Genomic DNA, 23027 nt, shown 5'->3' with positions numbered 1-23027 from the left:
TCCCACCACAGCTCGGCGTCCTCCAGCGCGGCGATCATCTTGTCCCAGTCGCAGACGTCCTCAGGCGTGGTGTCGAGCAGCACGTCGGCGTCGATGCCGAGGTCGGCGAGCCTGGCCTCGAACCGGCCGCCCTCGTCCATGCGGTGCGCGGCCCGCCAGCGCGCGAGCCGCCGCTCGGCCAGGTCGCTCTCGCGGGGAGCGGGCCGGGTGGTGAGCGCCAGCCGCTCGGCGAGCGTGAGCGCCCCGGCCCACCAGCACCGTGCCGGTTCCGTGTCTGTACGTTGTGCCGGCGTCGCGGCGATGTGTGACAAAGGTGGCATCCTCGCTGCTCGCGGGGACCACGCGCTTCGGCGGGCCCCTGGCCGTTGGCTGTCAGCAGGATGAGACGGCACCCGGCCGCCGCGGCATCCGGTGAACGCCGTGAGCCGCCCGCCCCCGTCGCCCGCGGGATACGTGAAACCACTGAGGCGCCGGAATTACGGGTCCGCGGCCGTTCACCCGAGGGCCGATCTTGCCCACAATGGGCGCCGGAACCCACACGACCGAGGAGGACCGATGAACGACAACGGCAAGACCGGCATCCGGCGACTGCGGCGCATCGTCGTGGGCGCGGTGGCGCTGGCCGCCTGCGCCATGCTCGCGATCGCGGGACCCGCCGCGGCCGACAGCGATGGCGGCTTCGGCGGTTTCGGCGGCGGCAGCGGCGGCGGAGGCGGAGCCACCGGCAGCTGGTGACCCGCCCCCGGCACCGGATCAGCCGGGGCAGAGTGACCGGCTCGGCAGAGGTCTTCGCTGTTGCGAAGTCGGTGATGACCTTGGAGCATCTCCTTACCGACGCGTGCGACGTTCCGGGAGTGCCCTGTGGTCATCGATGATCTGTCCGAGCCGGAACTCGTCCTCTGGGAGGCGTTTCCCGTAGCCCGTCCGGTAGATCTTCCCGGCGCCCCCGTCCGGGCCGCGGTCATCACGAAGCTGCTGCTCGGCGCCCAGGAACGCCTGCCGGGACAGACACCCGGCCTGCGGCTGTCCGGAGCCCGGATCACCGGCCGGCTGGACCTGTCCGACGCCGAGGTGCAGCATCCTCTGATCCTGACCGGCTGCGAGTTCGAGGAGGCGCCCGTCCTCACCGGAGCCCGCACCGGCCTGGTCGACCTCGCGGCTTCCCGGTTACCCGGCCTGCGGGCCGCGGATGCCGTGATCGGTGGGGGCCTGCGCCTGGAAGGGTGCCTGATGGACGGCCCGATCGAGCTCGGTGGAGCGCACGTGTCCGGGACGATGGATCTCAGCGACACGGCGATCCACGCGGATCCGGCCGTCCACGCCGACGGCCTGACCGTCAACCGGGATCTTCTGTGCGCGAACGCCGTCATCGACGGTGAGATGCGCCTCGCGGGCGCCAGGATCGGCGGGACGCTGACGCTCGACGGCACGCGGGTCGGGCGGCCGGGCGGCCGCGGCCTCACCGCCGAGGGGATCGTCGTCGACGGCGGATTGTCGGGCCGGCACGGCTTTCTCTCGTACGGCGAGCTGAGCGTGCAGGATGCCCGGGTGGGACGCCGATGCGAGTTCGGCGGAGCCCGGCTGTCCAACCCCGGCGGCATCGCCCTGAACGCGGAGCGGCTCACCGTCGAGGGCAGGCTGCTCTTCAATGAGGGCTTCGCCGCCGAAGGCGAAGTCCTGCTGCGTGCGGCCCAGGTGGCCGGGCAGCTCTCCTTCAGCCACGCGACTCTGGCCAATCCGGGCGGACGCGCGCTGAACGCACCGCTGATGGAGCTCGGCGGCGGACTGCGGGCCACCCCCGGCTTCGTGGCGACCGGAGCGGTCTTCCTGGACTCGACGCAGGTCCGCGGATCGCTCAACGTCGACGGCGGGAGGATCTCCAACCCGGGCGCGACGGCGCTCTCACTGCGGCGGCTGGCGGTCACCGGCAGGCTCAGCTGCAGCGAGGGCTTCAGCGCCGAAGGCGAGATCGTGCTCATCACCGCCAAGGTCGAGGGCACCTTGGAGTTTCACGGCGCCACCCTCAGCAATCCCGGCGGGCGCGCTCTGTCACTGTGGGAAGTGACCGCGGGCGGTGGCGTCGACTGCTGCGAGGGCTTCACCGCCACCGGAGCCCTCTCGATCAGGAACTCCCGGATCGCCGCCACGCTGTGCTTCGCCGAGACCACCCTCGACGGCGACCTTCACCTGCGTGGCGTCGAAGCGGCCGCGCTGAAGATCGGGCCGGAGACCCTGCTGCTGCGCACCGTCGACCTTCGCCACACCCGGGTCGGCCTGCTCGACGACGTTCCTGACCGGTGGCCCGCCCAACTCCTGATGAACGGCTTCACCTACGACAGCCTGGAGACGCCCCTACCCGTCCAGGAGCGCCTTGACTGGCTGGCCAAGGAGGCCTACCAGCCGCAACCGTACGAGCAGCTGGCCGCCGTCTACCGCCGGCATGGTCATGACGAGGCTGCTCGGGACGTGCTGCTGGCCAAACAGCGCCGCCGCCGGACGGGGCAGCGGCTCGGGGCGCGGCTCTGGGGTTACCTGCAGGACTGGACCGTCGGGTACGGCTACCGCCCGTTCCGCGCCGCGCTCTGGCTCGCCGCCCTTCTCCTCATAGGCACGGTCGCTTTCGCCGTCCACCATCCACCGGCCTTCAAACCCGTCGAGGCACCCCCCTTCGACGCCTTCCTCTACACCCTGGACCTGCTCCTCCCGATCATCACCTTCGGACAGGAGAGCGCCTTCGGCCCGCGCGACCTGCAACAATGGCTCGCCGCCGGGCTGATCGCCGCGGGGTGGATCCTCACGACGACCATCCTGGCGGGCCTCACCCGCGTACTCTCCCGCCAGTAGCCCACGTCAACGCCCGCCGCCGGCCGGGGGAAGGGAGCGGCGGCCGAGCTCCGCGAGCCGGGGGCGCGGGCGAAGTTGAGTAGGGCATACTCAGGCGATCGCGGCGCGAGGGCGCGACGGTGGGGCCATGCTCGCCCTACGCGCCCGCCGTCTCTTCGACGGCCAGGAAATGCGCCACGACCAGGTGGTGATCGTCGAGGACGGCCGCATCACCGGCATCACCACCGAGGCGCCGGCCACGGTCGACCTGGGCGAGGCCACGCTGCTGCCCGGACTCATCGACTGCCACGTCCACCTGGCCTTCGACGCGAGCCGCGACGTCGTGGCAATGCTGGAACCGCCGGGGCTCGCCGACCGGATGCGGCAGGCCGCGCGGCAGCACCTCGCGGCCGGGGTGACGACCGTACGCGACCTGGGGGACCGGGACTACCTGGCGCTCGGGCTCGACCTCGGGCTCGACGGGCCGGAGATCCTCTCCGCCGGGCCGCCGATCACCACTCCCAGGGGGCACTGCTGGTTCCTGGGCGGTGAGGCGGCGGGCGAGCACGGGGTGCGCGAGGCCGTACGGGAACGGGCGGCGCGCGGCGTCCACGTGATCAAGATGATGGTGACGGGCGGCGAGATGGCGCCCGGCACGCACTCCCACCTGCTCCAGTACGGCCTCGCCGAGCTGAGGGCGGCGGCCGACGAGGCACACGCGCACGGCCTGCCGATCACCGGGCACGTCCACTGCGCGGAGGGGATCGCGCACGTCCTGGACGCCGGGTTCGACTCGATCGAGCACTGCTCGTTCTTCACCGAGGACTCCTACGCGGTGGACCACGCGATGATCGCCCGGCTGGCCGCCGCCGACGTCGTGGTGTCCCTCACGGCGGGGGTGGCGCCCGGCCCGGCGCCGCTGCCGCCGCGCATCCAGCAGCGGATGGCGGGCATGGTGGAGGCGCTGCGGGCCGTTCAGGCGGCCGGGGTGGACTTCGTCATCGGGACGGACGCGGGCATCGGGCCGCCCAAGCCCCACGGAGTGCTGCCGTACGGGGCGGAGATGCTGGTCGAGCACGGGTACGCGCCCCTGGACGTGCTGCGGGCGATCACATCGGGCGCGGCCCGCGTCTGCCGGGTGGGGGAGCGCAAGGGCAGGATCGCACCCGGGTACGACGCCGACCTGCTGGCCGTGGCGGGCGACCCGCTCTCCGACATCACCGCGCTGCGGCGCCCGCTGGCCGTCTACCGGATGGGGCGCCGCGCCCCGGGCCGATGAGACGTCCGAGGTCGGCCGGGCCCGCCGTGGATGAGCGCGCCGAGGTGGCGGGCCGCGCCGACGATCCCGGTGACGAGCCATTCGCAGGCTTCCACGATCGGAGTTGACACCGCGGTGGCCGGCCGGCTCCGAGGTCCGATCTCCGTGCTGGTCAACAACGCCGGAGGAGGGCGTGCGGGCCGGGGTGCGGTCGGCTACCGCCGCAGCCGGGCGGGGGCTTCTTCACCGCCCCGCTCCGGCCACGCCTTCACGGTCGGCCACCGGCGCCGCCCTCGCCCGGGTCGTCCACGACCGCACCGCCGCCCTGCCGGGTGTCCGATCTCGGCGCTGTGTGCGGTTATCGTGCGGAAGAGCCGCTCAGTTGAAGCAGTCCTGCTTCTTCAGGGCCATGCCGAACTCCGTGACCTTGCCGTGCAGGACGGTGAAGGAGTAGTAGGCCTTCGTGTTGCCCGGCACCGTGGTCACCCAGAAGCCGTGCGTGTCCTGCTTGAGGTGCGGGTAGACCTTCTTCAGCTGCGACTTGGCCGTCCCGACCGCCACGCCTTCGGGAGTCTTGGCGGTCTTGGGCGGGAAGAAGGCGGCCACACCCAGCTTCGGCGAGATGTACAGGCCGACGTTGTCCTTGCCGGTCGGGTACTTCTTCAGGTCCCAGCCCGAGCAGCCGTCGGTGCCGCCGTCGATCTTCTTGGTGATCCCGGCCGCTTTGGCCTGCTTGAGCGACATGCCGAGCTTCAGCCCGCCGAAACCGTTCGGACCGACAACCGGCTTGGTCTGGGCGAGGGCGGGGGTGGCGGCGAGCGTCAGGGTGGCGGCCACAGCGATCATGAGCTTCATCATGGTTGGTATGACGACCGCGAAGCGCCCAAGGTTCTGAGTAGACCTTACTCATGTGCGGCCCGCGAGGTCACTTCATCCTGGCAGCATGCGCTTACTCACAGTGTTATCCCTGATCGCGCTCAGCCTGGTGGTGGTCAGCACGCCCGCCGCCCAGGCCAGTACGGGTGTCACGCTCCGGCTCACGATCAACAAGATCCACCAGATCGAGAGCCCCGACAACGGCACGGGCAACTACTTCCCCGAGATCCGCATCGGGAACGGTGACCTGCAGCGCAGGAGCGCGGTGGAGGACGACGACTTCGATCCCAGCGCGTTCGACCCGCCGTGGATCTTCACCCAGGACGTACAGGTCCCGGACGACACCACCAAGGTGCCGATCCTCATCCGCCTCTGGGACGAGGACGGCGGCCTCAACGGCGGCGACGACAAGCTGGACATCAGCCCGCAGAACCAGGACGACGACCTCGAGCTCCAGTACGACATCGGCACCGACACCTGGACCGACCCCGGCGACCTGCTCACGCCGGGCCAGACCTACGTGGAGGGCGACGGCGACCCCAACTTCCCCAACGCGCACGACGGCAAGCGGGCGGGCATCGGCTTCAGGATCGAGCGGACCAGCGGCCCGCTGCCCGACATCGACGGCGACGGCATCCCCGACGTCATCGAGCGCTTCGGCATCCGCAACCCCGACGGCTCGATGAGGTTCGACCTGAAGCAGCTGGGCGCCAACCCCTGCCGCAAGACGGTCATCGTGTGGATCGACTGGATGACCGGCGACTCCCAGCACACCCACCGGCCCAAGGACGCCGCGCTCCAGGAGCTCAGGCGCGCCTTCGAGGACGGCCCGGCCACGGCCACCCAGCCCTGCCCCTACGGCGGCGTCCCGCTGGACGACGGGGTGGACTTCATCCCCATCGTCGGCACGGGCATTCCGGAACAGGCCGTGATGACGGAGAAGGACACCGCCTTCGCCAACGCCAGGACGGCCGACCTGCCCAGGGAGCTGGCGCCGTACGCGCACTACACGATCTTCGCCCACGACCTCACCGCCGGCAGCATGGTCTCCGGCCGCTGCTGCGACCCCAGCCGCGGCAACCGCGACTTCATCGTCACGCTCGGCGAGTGGCGAACGTGGTGCGTCGACGGGGGCCCGAACGGCAAGCTGGACTCCACCGTGGTGGGAGACGACTTCCTCAAGGGCAGCCAGATCGGCGTCGGCCCCGACCACGTCTGCAACAGCAAGGTCAAGAAGGGTTCCGACGACGTCCAGCTGATGAAGCCAGGCAGCGGTCCGGACGTCGTCTTCTCCGGTACGGCCCGCGACCAGGCCGGCACGCTGATGCACGAGCTGGGACACGCGCTCGGGCTCGCCCACGGCGGCGACACCCGGACCAACTACAAGCCCAACTACCTCAGCATCATGAACTACGCCTACGAGCCGGCCGGCATCCCGACAGGCCTGGACCCGGCGCCCCGCCGCCTGGACTACAGCCGGGGCAGGATGCCCCGGCTCGACCGCGATCACCTCGACGAGAGCAAGGCCATCGGCCCCGGCGACGACTACGCCCGCTGGAAGATCCCCAGCAAGCCGGAGCAGTACGGCCCGGTCGACCCGGCCGTCGACTGGCTGGACTGGAACGTGAACGGGACGGAGGACCCGCCCACGATCGCGGCCGACATCAACTCCGAGGACGACGTGTGCGTCCTGGCGGGCACCAACAACACGATCGACTCCGCCAGGATGGGCGACGACGTCCAGTTCAGCGACGCGATCATCCAGGGGCCCGACAACACGTGCCAGTCGACGCCGCTGGCGGGCAGCGACGACAAGGGTCGCGACCCGATCCTCACCGACTACGACGACTGGGGACACCTGAAGCTCGACGTCTCCAAGCCCGGCGCCGGCGTGGAGTCCGGCCGTGAGATCGACTTCGTGACCGCGGCCAAGATCGAGGCCGGTTTCCAGGACTTCTACACGCCCGACCTGGCCACCACCAAGACCGTGGACAAGGAGTCGGCCGAGCCCGGCGACACCCTCACCTACACGGTCAAGGTGGACAACGTCGGCAAGGGCGGGGCGGAGTCCGTCAAGCTCACCGACACGCTGCCCGACGGCACCGCCGTCGCCCGCGACCTGCCCGACCTGGCCGCAGGAGCGAGCCGCAGCGAGACCTTCACCTATGCGATCCCGTGCGCGACCGACGACGCCGCCACGGTCACCAACTCCGCCACCGTCGTGGGCAAGAACGTGGCAGGCGGCGCGGAGGAGGACACTTCCGACAACACCGGCAAGGCCTCGACCACGGTCAAGGCGCCGAAGCTCACCCTGTCGGCGAGCGCGACGCCCACCGCCGGCGCGGCCGAGGCGGTGACGACCACGCTGACGGTGAGGAACACCGGAGGCGCAAGCGCCACCGGAGCCAAGCTCACCTACAAGCTGCCGCCCGAGGTGTACTACAGCACGGCCCTCGACAAGGGCGCGGGCCCCAAGCCTGACGCGGTCGCCGGCGGCACGCTGACCTGGAACCTGGGCACGCTGGCGGCCGGTTCGACCACGACCGTGGCCTTCAGCAGCCGTTCCAGCCTGCTCGTGGTGGGCGGGACCGTCCTGACCGGGCAGTCGCAGGTCTCCTACGGCAACGCCAAGGGCTGCTCCTACACCCCGGCCACGGCGACCTCCACCAGCACCGTGACCGAGACCGCGCCGAGCAGGGACCCGCGCCCGCAGGGCATCTGGCTGGCCTTCCCCTCGATGCGGACGCCTGAGCTGCTGGCCAGGGTCCAGGCCACCGACACCCGCTTCGACGGGATCGACGGCTCGACGCCCGACGGCCGGCTGTCCCAGCACGAGGTGGCGGCCGCGTTCACGCTGCCGCTGCTGCCGCCGCGCAACCTCCGCGCCGAGCTGCTGACCACGTACTTCAACGTGGGCAGCAGGCGGATCAACGCGGCGACGGCCGTCCGCACGATCACGATCGAGCGGCTGCGCCTGCACACGGTCGGCGAGGCCGCCAAGCACGCGCAGCACACCCTCGCCGACCCCGACCTCATCGGCGTCACGGACGCGATGGTGGCCCTCGTCGAGATCAACACGGGGATCGCCGAGCGATACTGACTCCTATGGAGTTTCAAGAGGTGGTACGGCGGCGCCGCATGGTCCGGAACTACGACCCGGACCGTGCGGTGCCCGCCGCCGTGGTCGACCGGATCCTCGGCAACGCGCTGCACGCGCCCTCCGCCGGGTTCAGCCAGGGCTGGGCGTTCCTGGTGCTGGAGGATCCGGCCGATCGCGAGCGGTTCTGGGAGGCGTCCACCGACGACTCCGAGTGGGGGACGGGGCTGCGGCGGGCGCCGCTGCTGATCGTTGCCCTGTCGCACAAGCAGGCCTACCTCGACCGGTACGCCGAGGGCGACAAGGGCTGGGAGGACAGGGACGAGGCCCGCTGGCCGGTGCCGTACTGGGACATCGACACCGGGTTCGCCTCGCTGCTGATGCTGCTGACCGCTGTCGACGAGGGGCTGGGCGCCTGCTTCTTCGGGATCCCGCCGGGTGAGCGGACGAAGGCGTTCAAGGAGGCCTTCGGGGTGCCCGAGGCGTACACGCCGATCGGGGTGATCAGCGTGGGATACCGGGCGCAGGACAAGCGCTCGCCCTCGCTGAAGCGCGGCAGGAGGCCGCTGGAGGAGATCGTGCACCGCGGCTCGTGGAGCGATCGACGCTAGATCCGGGTCGGCACGTCAACGGTTCATGACTCTGCCCGCCGGGCGGCGAGTTCGTCCTTGGCCGCCGCCTCGATGCCGGTCATGCGAGCCTGAACGTCCTCGAACTGTTCGTTCAGGTACTCGCGCAGCTGCACCAGCGTGGTGCTGACGTCGGGGGCCGGGTGGACCTGCACCGTCGGGCGGCGGCGGCCGACGCCGCGGAAGGCGAACACCGACAGCACGGCCCAGTACAGAACGGCGATGCCCGCGGCGAGCAACTGCCCATTGGCCGGGCTGGCGCTGTGGACCATCGCGACCGTGCCGGCGCCGTACAGGACCCAGGCCAGGCGAGCTCCCCAGGACCGCAGCAGCCAGCAGAGCAGCCACAGGCCCGGCCCGGTCAGCGCCCAGGCCGACCAGATCGCCTCGGCTCCGGAGGGCAGGCCGGTGGCGTGGGCGGTGATGTAGTCATGGACCGGCTTGGTGACGACCTCGGTGAGGTGCCAGTCGGCCACCCGTTCCAGCGCCCACGTCAGGCCGGTGGCAAGGCCGTGGGCCACGCCGTTGACCACGCCGCCCAGCACCATGACGGCCAGCCACAACAGCGTGACCGAGACGAGGGCCACGACCGCGACGCACACCACGATGACCGCGTACTTTGCGATCTCCGCCTCGCGGGGATTGCCGGCGAACCGCTCGCTCGCCCATCTCTGGAGGCTTTGATACCGGTCAGCGATCCCATCGGCCACTTTCGCCAGCATGCGAGGCTCCTTCGCCGGGACGGGGGGTTCCAGGTACTCCTCGATGTTCTCCCGAATGTGCAGAAGCCGCCACTCAGGGTGACCGCTTTGGCCTTTACGGCCGAGGCGTAAGCGGTTCGGCCGGTGCGTCGCCTCGCTGGTCCAGGGTCAGGTGGTGGCCCGGGTCGTGGTGGTCGATGGGGGCCTCCAGCAGGGCGTTCGCCGATCGGTGGATCTTCCTGAGTGCGCTGAGGAGATGTTCGCGTTCGGTCTCGGTGAGGTCGGCGGTGACCTTCTCCTCGAGCAACCGCCGTTCCTTCTCGATGGGTGCCTGCAGGGCGCGTCCGGCGTCGGTGAGCCACAGCCGGACCAGACGGTTGTCCCGGTCGTCGCGACGTCGGGTGAGCAGGCCCGCCGCGGTCATCCGGGTGGCCGCCTTGACCACGTTGGGGGTGGTGACGTTCAGCGCGGCGGCGACCTCGCCCGGGGTGCGGCCGTCCTGCTGCCACAGCACCGCGAGGAGGTGGTCTTGTCCCAGGTGCAGCCCGTGGCGTCGCACGGCCGCCTCGGCCGCCGCCCGCAGCGCCTTCGACGTCTTGCTGTGCACGTCCAGGAATTCAGGCACGTCGAGGACCTCCGGTGATGTCGCGAGCGCGGGCGATTGACAGCAGATCGTGTACCGGTTAACGTTCCCCTCGATCATTAACCGGTACACGATTTGGGGGTTCTCATGATACTGGTCACCGGTGCCACCGGAAACGTCGGCCGCGAGCTCGTCCGCGAGCTGGACGAGGCCGGCGTGCCGTTCCGCGTCCTGGTCCGCGACCCGGCCCGCGCCGCCACCTTGCCCGAACGGGTCGAACGGGTCGTGGCGGACCTGAACGACCCGGCGACGCTGCCGCCCGCCTTCGCCGGAGCGGACCGGCTGTTCCTGCTCACCCCGGGTATCGGCCTCGACCACACCCGGCACGCCGTCGCCGCCGCCCGGTCCGCCGGGGTGCGCCACATCGTGCACCTGTCCTCGTTCAACGTGCTCGGCGACCCCATGCCCGCCATGGGCCGCTGGCACCACGAACGCGAGCAGGCCATCCGGGCCTCCGGCATCCCGGCCACCTTTCTGCGGCCCGGCGGCTTCATGACCAACGCCTTCGACTGGCTGCCCACCATCCGTGAGGAGGGCTATGTCCTCGATCCGGTCGGCCCCGGCCGGTACGCGCCGATCGACCCCGCCGACATCGCCGCCGTCGCGGCCCTGGCCCTGACCGCTGACGGCCACCAAGGCCAGGAGTACGTCCTCACCGGTGAGGAGCTGTTCACCATCACGGAGCAGGTCAAGATCCTCGCTGCGGCGGCCGGCCGGGAGATCGCGATCCGGGCGGTGACCACGGCGGAGGAGGCCGTCGCCTCCCGATTCCCCAGCGGGGCCCCTCCGGCGCTGGCCGAGGCCATCATCGAGGGATTCCACCTCATGCGCGCCGACACCGCCGGCTTCCGCACCGACACCGTGGAACGCCTGCTTCAGCGCAAACCCCGCACCTTCGCCGCCTGGTGCGCACGCAACGCCGACGCGTTCAGAACCCCCTGATCCGCGTCTCGCCCCCTGCCGGCTCGGCGGACACGTCCACTTCGGTGGTCGTCATGCCGTCACCGTGACCCCTTGGCCCAGTTCGGCGGTCGCCGCACGAGATCCGTGCCTGGCGATCATCCTCGGCCACTGCCCCTCGCACCGGCGGCCCCGATCATGGCAAAGCGCCACTAGGCCGGGGCCACGATCTGGATCAGGTTCCCGCAGGTGTCGTCGAAGACCGCCATGGTCACCGACCCCGCCGCCAACGGCTCCTGCGTGAACGTCACTCCCAGCCCGCGCAGCCGCTCGTACTCCGCCTGCACGTCCGGGACCTGGAACGAGGCGGCCGGAATGCCGTCGGCGACCAGCGCCTTCTTGTAGGGCCCGACTGCGGGGTGCCCGTCCGGTTCCAGCAGCAGCTCCGTGCCCTCGGGGTCGTCCGGCGAGACGACCGTCAGCCACTGGGCCCCGCCCAGCGGGATGTCATGCTTCTTGATGAAGCCGAGCACGTCGGTGTAGAAGGCGAGGGCCTTCCGCTGGTCGTCCACGAACACGCTGGTGATGTAGATCTTCACGGTGTCTGTCCTTTCCTGGTGATCGGCCACCGTTCGAAGATGGCGGCCAGGGGAGTGGTGTCGAGGTGGTGGAATTTGTACCGCCCCTGCTTGCGCGTGGTGATCAGCCCGGCCTCCTCCAGCACCGCCAGATGCTGGGACACGGCCTGCCTGGTCAGGCTCAGCTGATGTCGGCTCGTCAGGCGGACGCAGATCTCGAACAGGGTCTGGCCGTCGTGTTCGGTCAGCTCGTCGAGGATGGTCCGCCGGGTGGGGTCGGCCAGGGCCTTGAAGATGTCGCCCATGCGGCGATGATAGGCAAGCCGTCACTTGCCTGTCAACGCGGAGATGCCCGTGCTGCGTACGGCCCGGCATCGCGTCGCGTGACTGTCCGTTGCGCAGGTCAACCTCGTGATCGAGCCCGGATGCGTGGTGATGCGGCCCGTCCCGGGCAGGTGAACGATCAAGCCTCTGCTCAGGACGCGCCCCACCATCGCCTTGAGTAGGTCGGGCAGGTCAGCTGCCGCCGCCCCCGCAACCGCCGCCCCCGCAACCGCCGCCCCCGCAACCGGACCCGCCACCGCAGCCTGAGGAGCCGCTGCCGCAACCCGAGGACGAGGACCCGCTGCCGCAGCTCGACCCGCTGTGGGTCGATCCGCCGCAACCACCGGAATAGGTGCCGCTGCTGCTGGACGTCGACCGCGGTCTGCGTCGAGGCGCGGTCCGGGGGATGTAGGTGTCCAGTGCCCTGCTCAGGTCCGTGTCGCGCAGTGCCCAGTGACCGTACAGCGCGATGTACACCGGCCCGTTTCCCGAGCCCGCGGGGTGCGCCTTGCGTACCCGGCCCAGCTCCGCCGCGCCGTCGGCCGTGAGCCTGCCCCGCCTGAACTTCCTGTCGCCGGCGAGCACGGCCACCGCGCCGATGCCGGTGGCCAGCAGGACGACTACGGTGACCAGCGGCAACAGCGCCGGGCCTGCGGTGAGTGCGACCGCCCCTGCGACGACCCCGGCGACCGCCAGGACGGAGATCACCCGCAGCCCGCGGGCCAGCCGCGTGAGTCGTGCGAGACGGGCATCGGCCACGATCAGGCCCAGCTCGGCGACCCGGTGCTCCAGCTCCCTCATGGCCGGGCCGCCGCCCACGGCCCGGCTCACCAGGAACCTTGACGGGCCGTCGTTCGCCGCGACGGCGGCCAGAGTCTCCCGCTCGACAGGCTCGTCCGTGGTGGATCCCTTGGAGACGGTGTAGAAGCGCGGCCCCCGTGACACGCGCAGCTCTCCGCTTTCGGCCAGGAGCGTGATGGCCGTGTCGACCACTTTCCCGGATCCGCCCGCCAGATGGGCGAGTTCGTAATGATCGAGGTCGCGAGCGCGGGATCCGGCCGCGGCCGCCCGGGTGGCGGCGTGCTCGCGTTTGATCGCGAAGGCGATGGTGACGGCGATCGCCGCCAGGGCCACCGAGAGAATCAGCAGGACAAGGTCCATTACGGCCTCCCTCCGTGCAGCCGATGAGGCTGGTTATCTGAGAGACGCGTAAGGACCTGGAAGAGGTTTCGTTTTGCTCATTTAGTTTCCCGGCGCGCGGGCCCTCTCGCGCCGCGTGCGCCCGGGGCCCGCGTGTCCGGCTCGGCTCAGGGGTTCAGCAGCGGGGCGCCACGGCGTCGATCTTGCCGCCGAAGTCGTCCTTGTAAACCCTGCGGTAGTCGCCGTCCCGGACGACGCGTGTCTCCTTGCGGTCGGGGACGTGGATCCAGTTGATGAAACATCCGTCGGCGTGCGCCATGAAGGAGCCCACGTTGTCGTGCAGGGCCGGGGGAACGTCCACGTAGCCGTTCCCGGGGTTCCAGCACCACGACGCGCCGGTGTAGTCCCGCCCGCTGTACAGGCAGATGTCGCCGGCCCGGGCCGAGCCGGAGACGGGTGGGGCCGCCGCCGTGGCGGGGGCGGCGCAAGCCAGGATGGCGAGGGCGACGGTGCCGGTAATCGATGCGATGCGCATGCCGCGTGTGCTCGGCTTCATTACGGTTTCTCCTCGTGTCGGTGCAGCCTGGAGGGCTTCCAGGGCAGCTCCATCACAGGGTGTAACAGATCCGACACGCAGCGCGTCTCCCTGGTGGATACAAGATCCGGGCCTACGGTCGGCAAGAAGTGGCGGCCGCGTCATAGCGGGACGTCGAGCGCGGTGCCTTTCGCCCGGGCCCGTGAGCTCGTCGCCGGCGCCTACGACATCCACATCCACGTGGCACCCGATGTGATGCGCAGGCGGATAGACCGCCTCACCCTGGCGGGGCGCTTCGCGGAGGTGGGGCTGGCCGGGTTCGTGCTCAAGTCGCACTACGTCCCCACGACGGAGCGGGCCGCGGTGGTGCGGGCGGCGGTGCCCGGGTTCGGCGCGCTCAAGGCCGGACGGGTGGACTAGGTGGCCGCCTTCCAGGCCGCGCTGGAACGCGCCTCCCCACGTACGAGAAGATCGTGCCACCCCCACTGCGGAGGCCCTAGCAGAATGTCCGATCGAACCTTTTATTTCCCATGTGCACCTGATTATCCAAGCCCGGGCACGACTCGATAGGCGCGTCCAAATTGTCGCCGCGCCCGAGTTACGGGGAGTGGAGATCAGATGATCATTCAGGAAGTGCGGGAGAAGAGAGTCCCTGAGGGCCGCGCGGTCCTCGGGACGGCCGTGGCCGACACGACGAAGCTGCTGCTGCAGCCGCCGTTCACCATCGAACCGGCGCCCGTTCAGCGCGCGGCCCCGGCTCCGGTCCCCATCCCGGTCCCGCCGATCGTCGGGCCCCGGATCCTCATCTACAAGCAGGACCCCACCGTAGCCGAACTGGGCGTCAGGCCGATCTTCATCCCCAGCCCGGTGCTCAACGGACCCACCGACGCCCGGATCGTCACCCAGCTGCCCGGCACCACGCCCGTGGCGCGCAGCGTCAACGGCGACTTCATCTTCGTCCCCAACTCGCCGGAGTTCGACTGCTCGCACACGTACGCGGTCGTCCGGGAGACGCTGACGATGTACGAGCGCCACAACGGCGGCACGCCCATCCCGTTCGCCTGGAACACCGGCGGGAACCTCGACCGGCTCACCGTCTTCCCGCACGCCGCGGTCGGGGCCAACGCCTTCTACACCAGGACGGCCAAGGCGCTGAAGTTCCTCTTCTTCACCCCGACCGGCACCACGCAGCAGGTCTTCACCTGCCGCTCGCTGGACATCGTCGCGCACGAGACCGGCCACGCGATCCTCGACGGCCTCAAGCCGGGCTGGCTCGCCGCGGACAACCCGCCGCAGACCGGCGGCCTGCACGAGTCGTTCGGCGACCTGACCGCGGTCTTCCTGACGCTGGCGCAGCCGGACCAGGCCGAGGCGCTCGTCGCGCTCACCAAGGCCAACCTGCACGCCAAGTCGTTCCTGTCGGCCCTGGCCGAGCAGTTCGGGCAGGCGCTCGGCCGGCCGTTCGGCCTGCGCAACGCCGACAACGACCTCAAGCTGAGCGAGGTCAGCAACGAGGTGCACGCGATCTCGCAGGTGTTCACCGGCGGCATCTACGACGTGCTCGCCGACATCTACGCGTTCGAACGCACCCGGCAGGGCGCGCTCAAGAGCCCCACCCTGATCCTCATGGAGGTCGCGAACCAGCTGTGCGAGCTGCTGTTCAAGGCCATCGTGAAGGCGCCCGCGACCAAGGCCACCTACACGGACGTCGTCAACCAGATGCTGCAGGTCTCGGCCGCCCAGGGCGATCCCAACATCTACCGGACCTTCATCCGCAACCGGTTCGCCTTCCGCGAGGTGGTGACGTCGCCCACGCCGTTCTCCGAGATGCTCTCCGGTGAGATGGACTTCAGGAACGCCGACTACACCGGCGACGGCAAGACCGCGAAGGACATCACCAACGTCAAGCCCGCCGACGCGTCGTCGGCCAGCCTGCGCGCGGTGCAGGACCGTTCGAGCTGCTGCGGCACCATGCAGCTGCCGGAGTTCCAGGTGATCGGCGCCGACAAGCTGACGACCAAGGGCCAGCTGCACGACGACGACATCCTCGCCTCGGAACTGAGCGCGCTGAAGAAGGCGTTCAAGTGACACCTCGCCGTATCGTGCGGTACGGCAGAGAGAGTCAGACATGCGTGTGAAGATCGAGAGAACCGGCGGCTTCGCCGGCATCGAGGAGCCCGTCGGCGAGTACGACACCGACGACCTCCCCGAGCCTCAGGCCGCCAGGGTGTACGAGGCGCTGTCCGCCATCGACGCCGCCACGGCCGAGGGCTGGTCCGGGGAGGTGGGCGCCGACCTGATGACCTACCGGATCACCGTCGGCAACGGCGCGGGACGGGTCTACACGGTCTCCGACGACCCTTCGTCGAAGGCGGCCGACCCGCTGGCCGTGCTGCTGCGCCCGTCCGCCTGACCGGACGCCGCCATCCAGGCCGCGATCTGCGCCCGCGAGTTGACGCCGAGCTTGTTCAGGATGTTGCGGACGTGGCTGTCGACGGTGTGCTCGGAGATGAACAGGCGGGCCGCGATCCGCTTGTTGCTCAGCCCGTCGGCGACCAGCCGGGCGACCTCAGCCTCCCGCTTCCCGAGCGGCCCCGCGTCGGCGGGGGCGGTCCGGGCGGCGGGAGCGGGCTCGCCGAGCGCCAGCCTGATCGCGGCGTCGCGGCTCAGGCGTGCGCCGGCCTCGTACTCGGCCCTGAAGCCGGGCTCGCCGAGCGCCGCCGTCGCCGACTCCTCGGCCCGGGCGACCAGCCGGGTCAGGTACGGCTGGAGGCTCGCGCCGGCGCCCGTGCGCACCGTCTCCGCCGCTCCGAGCAGCCGCGCCGCGACCTGCGCCTGTCCGGAGGCCGCGGCGTGGCAGCCCAGGGCGTCGAGCAGGCAGTACTGCGCCACCCGGTCGTCGATCCGGTGGGCGATCGGCAGGGCCTCCGCGAGCAGCGGCTTCGACTCGTCGAGCGCGCCGGCCATCAGCATGGCCGAGCCGAGGTTCAGCAGCATCATGCCGAGGCTGTAGAGGTCGCCGATCTCCCGGCTGATCCGCACGCCCTGCGACGCCGCGGCCCTGGCGTCGTCGAGGTCGCCGTCGGCCAGGCCGTTCAGCGCTCGCGACTGCAGCGCCATGAGCGTGGCCGGGAGGTCGTCGAGGGCCGCCGCGACAGAGTGGGCCTCCTCGGACAGGCGCCTGGTGGCGGGGTGGTCGCCGGCCATGGTCGCGGCGATCGCGGCGAGGGAGAGCGACTGCGACAGCAGGCTGCGCAGGTCCGCCTCCCGGGCGGCCGTCACCGCCCGTTCGAGCGCCGGGCGGGCGGCGGCCGGGTCGGACTGCAGCACGGCCAGGAAGCCGCGCAAGAAGTACCCCCGTGCCCGCGCCCCCGGGTCGCCGGGGCCGGAGGCGAGCAGCTCGTCCAGCCATCGGACACCCTCGCTCGTGGCCCGCGTCATCCAGTACCAGCCGAGGAAGTAGACGAGGTCGACCCCTTCCTGGGCCGGGCAGCGCCTGAGGACCGACCGGATGTTGTCGATCTCCAGGTCCATCCACGCGAGCCACTCGACGAGCCGGACCCGGGCCTCGGCCGATGACCGGCGGCACCTCGACCGGTAGTAGCCGGAGCAGCGCCGTTCGACGGCCTCCTCCTCGCCGGCCGCGCGCAGCCTGAGCCCGGCGTACTCGCGCATCGTCTCGTGCAGCCGGTAGCAGGCCAGGGTGCCGGCGTCCTCCTTCAGCACCAGGGACTTGTCGACGAGCGAGGACAGCAGGTCCAGCGCCCGCTCCGCCGGCACGTCGTCCCACGCGCAGACCGACTCGACGTCTTCCAGGGTGAACCTGCCGGAGAACACGGACAGCCGCCTCAGCAGCGCCTGCTCGCCCGCCGCCAGCAGGTCGTGGCTCCAGTCGATGGTGGTGCGCAGCGTCTGATGGCGGGGCAGCGCGGCCCGTACCCCGCCGGTGAGCAGGCCGAACCGGTCGGACAGCCGGTCGAGGATCTGCTCGGCGGACAGGACCCGCGTCCTGACGGCCGCCAGCTCGATCGCCAGCGGCAGGCCGTCGAGCCGGTGACACAGATCGGCCACGGCCGCCTGGTTCGCGGCGGTCAGCTCGAAGGCGCCCGATCCGGCCACGGCCCGTTCCACGAAGAGCGTGACCGCCTCGTTCTGCCGGACCCGCGCGAGGGGCCCGGCCACCGGCAGCTGGAGCGGCGGGACGGGCACCACGTGCTCACCCGGCGCCGACAGCGGCTCCCGGCTGGTGGCCAGCACGCTCACGCCCGGCGCGGCTTTCATGATCTCCGTCACGAGCCGGGAGGCCGCTTCGAGCAGGTGCTCGCAGTTGTCCAGCACGATCAGCAGCCGCTTGTCGCGCAGGTGGGCCAGCAGCCGGGCCAGGGGATCGGCCGCCGCCTGGTCCCGCAGGTCCAGGGTCGCCAGCACGGTGTCGCCGACCCGCGCCGGATCCCGGACCTCGGCCAGCTCGACCAGCCACGCGCCGCCGGGGAACCCGCGTCCGAGGTCGGACGCCATCCGCACCGCGAGGCGGGTCTTGCCCACGCCGCCCGGCCCGACGAGGCTGACCAGCCGGGCCCCGGTGAGCTTCTTCCTGACTTCTGCCAGCTCGTGGCGGCGGCCGATGAAGCTGGTCGTTTCGGCCGGCAGGTTGCCCGAGCGGCGCGGGGGTCTGGCCATCGTTGATCTGGACACTACTCCCGGCGGCGGATCGATTGGCTCCCTAAATCACGAATTTCCGTGATATCGGCGCTCGGGGGCGGCTGCCTACGCTGACCAGCGACGCGGCCGCGCGGCGCGTCCTGCCGGCAACTCGTCCAAGGGGGCACCATGAAGGCAATCCGCTACGACCGGTACGGCCCGCCCGACGTCCTCGAGCTCCGCGATGTCGACCCACCCGCCGTGGGCGACGACGACGTCCTGGTCAGCGTGAAGGCGGCCGCCGTCAACCCGCTCGACTACCACTTCATGAGGGGCACGCCGTACGTGGTCCGCTCGATGAGCGGCCTGTCACGGCCCAAGCCCATCGGCATGGGCGCCGACCTGGCGGGGTGCGTCGAAGCGGTGGGCAGGAACGTCACCAGGCTCCGGCCGGGGGACGAGGTGTTCGGCGGCCGGGCGAAGCCGGAGGCGCGCAGCGCGGCGTTCGCCGAGTACGCCTGCTTCCACCAGGACGCGATGCTCCTGAAGAAGCCGGTCAACCTGACCTTCGAGGAGGCCGCCGCCATCCCGGTGGCCGCGCTCAGCGCCCTGCAGGCGCTGCGGGACAAGGCGCGCGTCCGGGCCGGGCAGCGGGTCCTCGTCAACGGCGCCGGGGGCGGCGTGGGCACGTTCGCGGTCCAGCTCGCCAAGGCGTACGGGGCCGAGGTCACCGGCGTGTGCAGCACCGGGAACGTGGAGACGGTCCGCTCGATCGGCGCCGACCACGTCGTGGACTACACCCGGGACGACGTCACCCGGGCCGGGCGGCGCTACGACGCGATGATCGACATGGTCGGAAACCACTCGCTGTCCGAGATCAGGCGCGTGCTGGCCCCGAAGGGGGTGCTGGTGGCCGTCGGGGGGCCGGTCAAGGGGCTGTGGCTGGGGCCCTTCACCGGTCCGCTCAAGCTGATGGCGCTCTCCGTGGTCGTGAGCCAGCGGCTGGCGCCCATACTGTCGCGGACGAGCAACGAGGATCTCGAACTCCTGCGGGACTTCGCCGAAGCCGGGAAGATCACGCCGGTCATCGACCGGACGTATCCGCTCAAGGAGCTGCCCGAAGCCGTCCGCTACCTCGAGAAGGGCCACACCCGGGGGAAGGTCGTCATCACCATATAGTTGGAAAAATAGGTAGACCGGTCTATATTTTCCGCATGATAGGAACCAAAGGCGCGCAAACCAGCGCACGGCTGGTCGAGTCGATGCTCGAACTGATCCAGGCCCGCGGCTACAGCGGCACGGGCCTCAACACCGTGGTGGAGCACGCCCGCGCTCCCAAGGGATCGCTGTACTTCCACTTCCCCGAAGGGAAGGAGGCGCTCGGGGAGAAGGCCGTCGCGCTCGCCGCCGAGCGCTTCCGCGCCCTCGTGGTCGAGTCGGCAGGGGAGCCGGGGAGCCCGGGCGACGTGGTCCGCCGCGTGATCGACGTGCTGGCCGGGATGCTCACCGACAGCGACTTCCAGCTCGGCTGCCCGGTCTCGGTGGTCACGCTGGAGATGGGCGCGCAGAGCGAGCGGCTGCGGGAGGCCTGCGCGGACGCGTTCGGCTCCTGGATCGACCCCGTGGCCGAGTACCTCGTAGCGCAGGGCCGCCCGGCCGCCGCCGCGCGGACGCTGGCGACGGCCGTGGTCAGCACGGTCGAGGGGGCGATGATCATGTCACGCGCCCGGCGGTCGGCGGAGCCGCTGCGCTGCGCCGCCGACGTCATCGCCGCGCTCCTGGCCGGGGAGACGCTGTCATGAGCCGGCACGCCCTGGTGTTCGGGGCGTCGGGGCTCATCGGCCGCCAGCTGATCCTCGCGCTCGGCCAGGCCGGCGTACGGGTGAGCGCGGCCACGCGGAGCCCCGAGTCGTACCGGCGGCTCGTCCGCTGGCTGGAGGAGCACGGGCACGGCGAGGCCCCGGCCGATCTCCGGGTCGACTTCGGGACGCCGTCGCTGATCCGCGGCGACGCGGCGGACGTCACCGAGATCTACAACTGCGCCGGCGCCTACCGGTTCGGGATGCCGGCGGAGGAGGCCCGCCGCGCCAACGTCGACAGCGTCCGCGCCGTCGTCGCCTACGCGGCGGGGCTGCCCCGGCTGCGCCGCCTCGTGCACGTCTCCGGGTACCGGGTGGGCGGGCAGCACCCTGAGCCCTGGAGCGACGAGCGACGGCGGGAGACGTACGAGGCACTGGGAGCGTACGAGGCGTCCAAGGTCGAGTCGGACGCCGTGCTCCAGGCCACCGCGGACCGGCTCGGCGTCCCCTGGTCCGTCGTCAACCCCTCCAGCGTGATCGGCGACAGCGTCACCGGCGAGTCGGACCAGCAGCTGGGCCTCGCGTCGAGCGTGAAGGAGATCTGGCAGGGCACCATGGCGGCGCTGCCGGGAGACGGCACGACGTTCGTGCCGGTGGTCACGGTCGACCATCTCGCCCGGTTCATGACCCTGCTCCCGCTTGACGAGGCCGCCGGGCGGAGCGCGTACTGGGTGCTCGACGACGACACGCCCGCGTTGCCCGATCTGCTCGCCCGCGTCGCGGAGCACTACCAGGTCAGGGCGCCGCGTACGCGGATCCCGGTGTCCCTCCTGAAGCGCCTGCCCCGAGCGCTCACCAAGGCCGACCCGGAGACGCTGACGTTCCTCTCGGACGACCGCTACCCCACAGGTCCGGCGGACGCCTTCGCCGCCCGGCACGGCCTCGCCATGCCGGACGTCACCACGTCCGTCCTGCGCTGGGCCGACCACCTGGCGGCCCACCGGTTCGGAGCCGTCCCCGCAGGCCGGCGGCGGTTCACCGTGATCGGCGGCGTCCGCACCTTCGAACTCGGCGAACCGGACGCGCCCACCGTGGTCCTGCCGGGCCTGCCGGTGAACGCCGACACCTGGGCCCCGGTCGCCGCGGCGCTGGGCCACGCCCGCGTCGTGGACCTGCCCGGGCTGGGGCTGAGCGCGGGACGGCTCGGGGACTGGCCGCGCTGGCTGACCGCGCTCGTGGACGAGACCGGGGCCCGTCACCTGGTGGGTCACTCCGTGGGGGCGGCGGCCGCCCTGGAGGTGGCGCTCGTGCGTCCCGATCTGGTGGACCGGCTCACGTTCGTGTCGCCGTTCTTCCTCCAGGCGCGCGCCGGTCTCGCGGCGCGGTCGGCGTTCCTGAGCCGCCGGTATCTGCGCCGGGTACGCCGTGAGGCGCTGGCGGAGCGGCTCACCGGGGACGTGGCGTACGCGGAGGCGCTGGAGTCCAGCGTCGCCGACCTGCGCCGGGGCCGCGTCGCCGCCGACGTCGCCCGGCTCCTGGCCGGCGTCGGCCGGGAGGACCGGCGTGCGGACCTCCGGGCCAAGCTGCGGCGGTACGCGGGGAGCGTGCACGTCATCGTGGGAGCCGACGACCCGCTCACCGCCGAGGGACGCATGCTGCTGGACACGCTCCCCCGGGCCACGGTGACGGTCGTCCCCGGCGCCGGCCATCACCCCCAGCTGACGCACCCGGACGAGCTCGCCCACGCCATCCGGATCCCCTCGGCGGAGGTGCGGGAGCCCAGCTCTCCCGCCGTGCCGTCTTAGGGGCCGCGACGTTCGACCCGGGTGACGGTCGGGTTGGTCAGAGGGCCTCCCCGGGCTGCCAGGAGGCGTGGATCATGGCCCGTTCCGTGGCGGCGAGATGGGTGGCGGCGGCCACCCACGCCCACGCGTACCGGTCCGGCCCCGTGTCCGTCAACCGCCCGAACACGTCACGGCTGCGGCGGTCCGCCTCGGCGGTCAGCCCCGTGACCAGGTCGGCGGCGGCCTGGAACCCGGCGTTGCGCAACTGGGCGTACGACTCGCCGTTGCGGGCCGACTCGGCCACCGCCCGCCTCCCGCCGGACACGGCCAGCTCGACCAGCCTGCGCACCCGCCAGAGCGGCGCGCCGGCCACCGGGTCCACCTCGTCGCCGGCCGGGGGCGGCGGGCAGGCGTCCTGGGGCGGGAGGTGGGCTCCCTGGAGCCGGTCGTACCCGAGGTCGGCGTGCCCCTGCCATTCGGGGGGCAGGCGCAGCGTCGCCTCGGTGCCGGGGACCGGACCGACCGCCAGCGGGAGCAGCGTCGCCACCCGGTCCGGCTCCACCCGGCCCACCACCCGTACGAGCAGGCCCGGACGGGAGGCGAGGCGCCGCAGGTTGTCGACGTGGGCCAGTTCGGGATGGTGGCTGGCGGGGACGAGCCGGATCAGCGGACCGTGGCCCCGCACCTCACCCCCGGAGTCGGGCAGCACCGCGCGGGCCAGTACGTGGTCGCCTGCCGCGCCGACGATGACCAGGTCGCAGCCGACCGGTTCGCGGGCCTGTTCCGCCGTGTCCGACTCGCTCCAGGCGTGGCCGGAGAGCCGGGCGCCCGCCGCCTCCGCCAGCGGCCGGGCGAACAGGGCTGCCATCGGCCCCTCCGTCCACGGCATGCCGGAGACGGGGGTGGCTCGTACGCCCTTGCCCGCCCCGAGGCGCCCGTCCGGGGAGACGGTGGCGCCGACGATCAGCAGTCCGGCACGGGAGAGCTGGGAGTGGTTCAGCATGGCGGGGCCGATGGCGACGGGCGCGGTGGCGGCCCCACGGGCACGGGCCGATCCGCCCGGCTTGACGTCGGCCACCGAATACCAGCGGCCGTCCTCCGCGACCACGTGCGTCACGACGCCGCCGTACCCGGTGGCGCTGATCACCGGCTCCCTGAACACCCCGTACACCTTCAGGCTCCCGCCCGGCTGGTAGTTGCGCCGTACGGTGCCGGCCAGCGCCGGGTCGGGGTCCGCCCCGGCCAGCCGGCCTGCGGTGAGCAGCAGCTCGCGCAGGGCGGAGACCAGGTCGGCGAGGC

The 23027-nt window shown here is 71.5% G+C and carries 21 protein-coding genes and 1 pseudogene; 12 read left to right on the top strand and 10 right to left on the bottom strand.

Going from position 1 to position 23027, the window contains the following annotated elements:
• Positions 1-311 (bottom strand): hypothetical protein (locus ACWDX9_RS40475; RefSeq protein ID WP_449964059.1); only part of this gene is annotated, 311 nt, incomplete at its 3' end.
• Between the two features lie 244 nt (positions 312-555).
• On the opposite strand from ACWDX9_RS40475, the gene ACWDX9_RS40470 reads away from it, so the two are divergent.
• The 3 genes from ACWDX9_RS40470 (at position 556) to ACWDX9_RS40460 (ending at position 4102) form a co-directional block, all read left to right on the top strand.
• On the top strand, positions 556-735 hold the full coding sequence (locus tag ACWDX9_RS40470; RefSeq protein WP_363969476.1) for a hypothetical protein: 180 nt from the start codon (positions 556-558) through the stop codon (positions 733-735).
• 126 nt (positions 736-861) lie between these two features.
• Positions 862-2844, top strand: coding sequence for a hypothetical protein (locus tag ACWDX9_RS40465; protein ID WP_449964055.1), 1983 nt, complete (start codon positions 862-864; stop codon positions 2842-2844).
• Between the two features lie 127 nt (positions 2845-2971).
• A complete protein-coding gene (locus ACWDX9_RS40460; protein ID WP_449964053.1) occupies positions 2972-4102 on the top strand; it encodes an amidohydrolase family protein in 1131 nt (376 codons plus the stop codon).
• Between the two features lie 357 nt (positions 4103-4459).
• Here ACWDX9_RS40460 and ACWDX9_RS40455 read toward each other — a convergent pair whose 3' ends face one another.
• A complete protein-coding gene (locus ACWDX9_RS40455; protein ID WP_449964050.1) occupies positions 4460-4927 on the bottom strand; it encodes a hypothetical protein in 468 nt (155 codons plus the stop codon).
• Between the two features lie 97 nt (positions 4928-5024).
• Between ACWDX9_RS40455 and ACWDX9_RS40450 the strand changes: the two genes are divergently transcribed.
• Both ACWDX9_RS40450 and ACWDX9_RS40445 read left to right on the top strand, forming a co-directional pair.
• On the top strand, positions 5025-8057 hold the full coding sequence (locus ACWDX9_RS40450; RefSeq protein WP_449964047.1) for a CARDB domain-containing protein: 3033 nt from the start codon (positions 5025-5027) through the stop codon (positions 8055-8057).
• Between the two features lie 5 nt (positions 8058-8062).
• Entirely contained in the window at positions 8063-8665 is a 603-nt protein-coding gene (locus ACWDX9_RS40445; RefSeq protein ID WP_449964044.1) for a nitroreductase family protein, read from the top strand.
• A gap of 23 nt (positions 8666-8688) precedes the next feature.
• Here ACWDX9_RS40445 and ACWDX9_RS40440 read toward each other — a convergent pair whose 3' ends face one another.
• Together ACWDX9_RS40440 and ACWDX9_RS40435 are read right to left on the bottom strand one after the other, a co-directional pair.
• A complete protein-coding gene (locus ACWDX9_RS40440; protein ID WP_449964042.1) occupies positions 8689-9405 on the bottom strand; it encodes a hypothetical protein in 717 nt (238 codons plus the stop codon).
• A gap of 94 nt (positions 9406-9499) precedes the next feature.
• Complete coding sequence (locus tag ACWDX9_RS40435; RefSeq protein WP_449964039.1) at positions 9500-10009, bottom strand: MarR family winged helix-turn-helix transcriptional regulator; 510 nt, start codon at positions 10007-10009, stop codon at positions 9500-9502.
• Positions 10010-10114: 105 nt separating this feature from the next.
• On the opposite strand from ACWDX9_RS40435, the gene ACWDX9_RS40430 reads away from it, so the two are divergent.
• Positions 10115-10969: an NAD(P)H-binding protein gene (locus ACWDX9_RS40430; protein ID WP_449964037.1), complete on the top strand. Its 855-nt coding sequence runs from the start codon at positions 10115-10117 to the stop codon at positions 10967-10969.
• Positions 10970-11139: 170 nt separating this feature from the next.
• Here the strand turns inward: ACWDX9_RS40430 and ACWDX9_RS40425 are convergent, their stop codons facing one another.
• The 4 genes from ACWDX9_RS40425 to ACWDX9_RS40410 form a co-directional block, all read right to left on the bottom strand.
• Entirely contained in the window at positions 11140-11526 is a 387-nt protein-coding gene (locus tag ACWDX9_RS40425; RefSeq protein ID WP_449964035.1) for a VOC family protein, read from the bottom strand.
• On the bottom strand, positions 11523-11810 hold the full coding sequence (locus ACWDX9_RS40420; protein WP_363969448.1) for an ArsR/SmtB family transcription factor: 288 nt from the start codon (positions 11808-11810) through the stop codon (positions 11523-11525). Before ACWDX9_RS40420 ends, ACWDX9_RS40425 begins: the two co-directional genes overlap by 4 nt.
• Before the next feature lie 211 nt (positions 11811-12021).
• On the bottom strand, positions 12022-12990 hold the full coding sequence (locus ACWDX9_RS40415; RefSeq protein WP_449964031.1) for a TIGR04222 domain-containing membrane protein: 969 nt from the start codon (positions 12988-12990) through the stop codon (positions 12022-12024).
• 154 nt (positions 12991-13144) lie between these two features.
• Complete coding sequence (locus ACWDX9_RS40410) at positions 13145-13525, bottom strand: peptidase inhibitor family I36 protein (RefSeq protein WP_449964029.1); 381 nt, start codon at positions 13523-13525, stop codon at positions 13145-13147.
• Between the two features lie 162 nt (positions 13526-13687).
• Here ACWDX9_RS40410 and ACWDX9_RS40405 point away from each other — a divergent pair, with 162 nt between their 5' ends.
• The 3 genes from ACWDX9_RS40405 to ACWDX9_RS40395 all read left to right on the top strand — a co-directional run bounded on the left by ACWDX9_RS40405 (position 13688) and on the right by ACWDX9_RS40395 (position 15917).
• The gene (locus ACWDX9_RS40405; protein WP_449964026.1) at positions 13688-13924 is read left to right on the top strand and encodes a DUF6282 family protein; all 237 of its coding nucleotides are present in this window, start codon (positions 13688-13690) and stop codon (positions 13922-13924) included.
• A 198-nt stretch (positions 13925-14122) separates the two neighbouring features.
• Positions 14123-15592: a hypothetical protein gene (locus ACWDX9_RS40400; RefSeq protein ID WP_449964023.1), complete on the top strand. Its 1470-nt coding sequence runs from the start codon at positions 14123-14125 to the stop codon at positions 15590-15592.
• 40 nt (positions 15593-15632) lie between these two features.
• Positions 15633-15917 (top strand): protealysin inhibitor emfourin, encoded by a 285-nt coding sequence (locus tag ACWDX9_RS40395; protein ID WP_449964020.1) that lies wholly within the window; start codon positions 15633-15635, stop codon positions 15915-15917.
• On the opposite strand, the gene ACWDX9_RS40390 is transcribed toward ACWDX9_RS40395, so the two are convergent.
• A complete protein-coding gene (locus ACWDX9_RS40390; RefSeq protein ID WP_449964018.1) occupies positions 15845-18184 on the bottom strand; it encodes a LuxR C-terminal-related transcriptional regulator in 2340 nt (779 codons plus the stop codon). The genes ACWDX9_RS40395 and ACWDX9_RS40390 overlap by 73 nt on opposite strands.
• Positions 18185-18334: 150 nt before the next feature.
• Between ACWDX9_RS40390 and ACWDX9_RS40385 the strand changes: the two genes are divergently transcribed.
• Genes ACWDX9_RS40385 through ACWDX9_RS40375 form a run of 3 tightly spaced genes read left to right on the top strand, consistent with a single transcriptional unit; the run spans position 18335 to position 21749 of the window.
• On the top strand, positions 18335-19324 hold the full coding sequence (locus tag ACWDX9_RS40385; RefSeq protein WP_449964015.1) for an NAD(P)-dependent alcohol dehydrogenase: 990 nt from the start codon (positions 18335-18337) through the stop codon (positions 19322-19324).
• A 35-nt stretch (positions 19325-19359) separates the two neighbouring features.
• The gene (locus ACWDX9_RS40380; RefSeq protein WP_449964012.1) at positions 19360-19947 is read left to right on the top strand and encodes a TetR/AcrR family transcriptional regulator; all 588 of its coding nucleotides are present in this window, start codon (positions 19360-19362) and stop codon (positions 19945-19947) included.
• A complete protein-coding gene (locus ACWDX9_RS40375; protein WP_449964009.1) occupies positions 19944-21749 on the top strand; it encodes an alpha/beta fold hydrolase in 1806 nt (601 codons plus the stop codon). The genes ACWDX9_RS40380 and ACWDX9_RS40375 overlap by 4 nt, the downstream gene beginning before the upstream one ends.
• A 37-nt stretch (positions 21750-21786) precedes the next feature.
• On the opposite strand, the pseudogene ACWDX9_RS40370 reads toward ACWDX9_RS40375, so the two are convergent.
• Positions 21787-23027, bottom strand: a pseudogene (locus ACWDX9_RS40370) (hypothetical protein); the annotation flags it as partial.

The sequence above is a fragment of the Nonomuraea sp. NPDC003201 genome (genome assembly GCF_053590415.1).
Note: the sequence above shows the minus strand (reverse complement) of the source record. Positions and strands in the feature narration are given on the sequence as shown.

What these genes read in the sequence shown, in the direction of transcription:
- ACWDX9_RS40470 (WP_363969476.1), top strand. Translation starts at nt 556, where the DNA reads ATGAACGACAACGGCAAGACCGGCATCCGGCGACTGCGGCGCATCGTC.
- ACWDX9_RS40460 (WP_449964053.1), top strand. Translation starts at nt 2,972, where the DNA reads ATGCTCGCCCTACGCGCCCGCCGTCTCTTCGACGGCCAGGAAATGCGC.
- ACWDX9_RS40455 (WP_449964050.1), bottom strand. Translation starts at nt 4,927, where the DNA reads ATGATCGCTGTGGCCGCCACCCTGACGCTCGCCGCCACCCCCGCCCTC.
- ACWDX9_RS40450 (WP_449964047.1), top strand. Translation starts at nt 5,025, where the DNA reads ATGCGCTTACTCACAGTGTTATCCCTGATCGCGCTCAGCCTGGTGGTG.
- ACWDX9_RS40445 (WP_449964044.1), top strand. Translation starts at nt 8,063, where the DNA reads ATGGAGTTTCAAGAGGTGGTACGGCGGCGCCGCATGGTCCGGAACTAC.
- ACWDX9_RS40440 (WP_449964042.1), bottom strand. Translation starts at nt 9,405, where the DNA reads ATGCTGGCGAAAGTGGCCGATGGGATCGCTGACCGGTATCAAAGCCTC.
- ACWDX9_RS40430 (WP_449964037.1), top strand. Translation starts at nt 10,115, where the DNA reads ATGATACTGGTCACCGGTGCCACCGGAAACGTCGGCCGCGAGCTCGTC.
- ACWDX9_RS40420 (WP_363969448.1), bottom strand. Translation starts at nt 11,810, where the DNA reads ATGGGCGACATCTTCAAGGCCCTGGCCGACCCCACCCGGCGGACCATC.
- ACWDX9_RS40415 (WP_449964031.1), bottom strand. Translation starts at nt 12,990, where the DNA reads ATGGACCTTGTCCTGCTGATTCTCTCGGTGGCCCTGGCGGCGATCGCC.
- ACWDX9_RS40410 (WP_449964029.1), bottom strand. Translation starts at nt 13,525, where the DNA reads ATGAAGCCGAGCACACGCGGCATGCGCATCGCATCGATTACCGGCACC.
- ACWDX9_RS40400 (WP_449964023.1), top strand. Translation starts at nt 14,123, where the DNA reads ATGATCATTCAGGAAGTGCGGGAGAAGAGAGTCCCTGAGGGCCGCGCG.
- ACWDX9_RS40395 (WP_449964020.1), top strand. Translation starts at nt 15,633, where the DNA reads ATGCGTGTGAAGATCGAGAGAACCGGCGGCTTCGCCGGCATCGAGGAG.
- ACWDX9_RS40390 (WP_449964018.1), bottom strand. Translation starts at nt 18,184, where the DNA reads ATGGCCAGACCCCCGCGCCGCTCGGGCAACCTGCCGGCCGAAACGACC.
- ACWDX9_RS40385 (WP_449964015.1), top strand. Translation starts at nt 18,335, where the DNA reads ATGAAGGCAATCCGCTACGACCGGTACGGCCCGCCCGACGTCCTCGAG.
- ACWDX9_RS40380 (WP_449964012.1), top strand. Translation starts at nt 19,360, where the DNA reads ATGATAGGAACCAAAGGCGCGCAAACCAGCGCACGGCTGGTCGAGTCG.
- ACWDX9_RS40375 (WP_449964009.1), top strand. Translation starts at nt 19,944, where the DNA reads ATGAGCCGGCACGCCCTGGTGTTCGGGGCGTCGGGGCTCATCGGCCGC.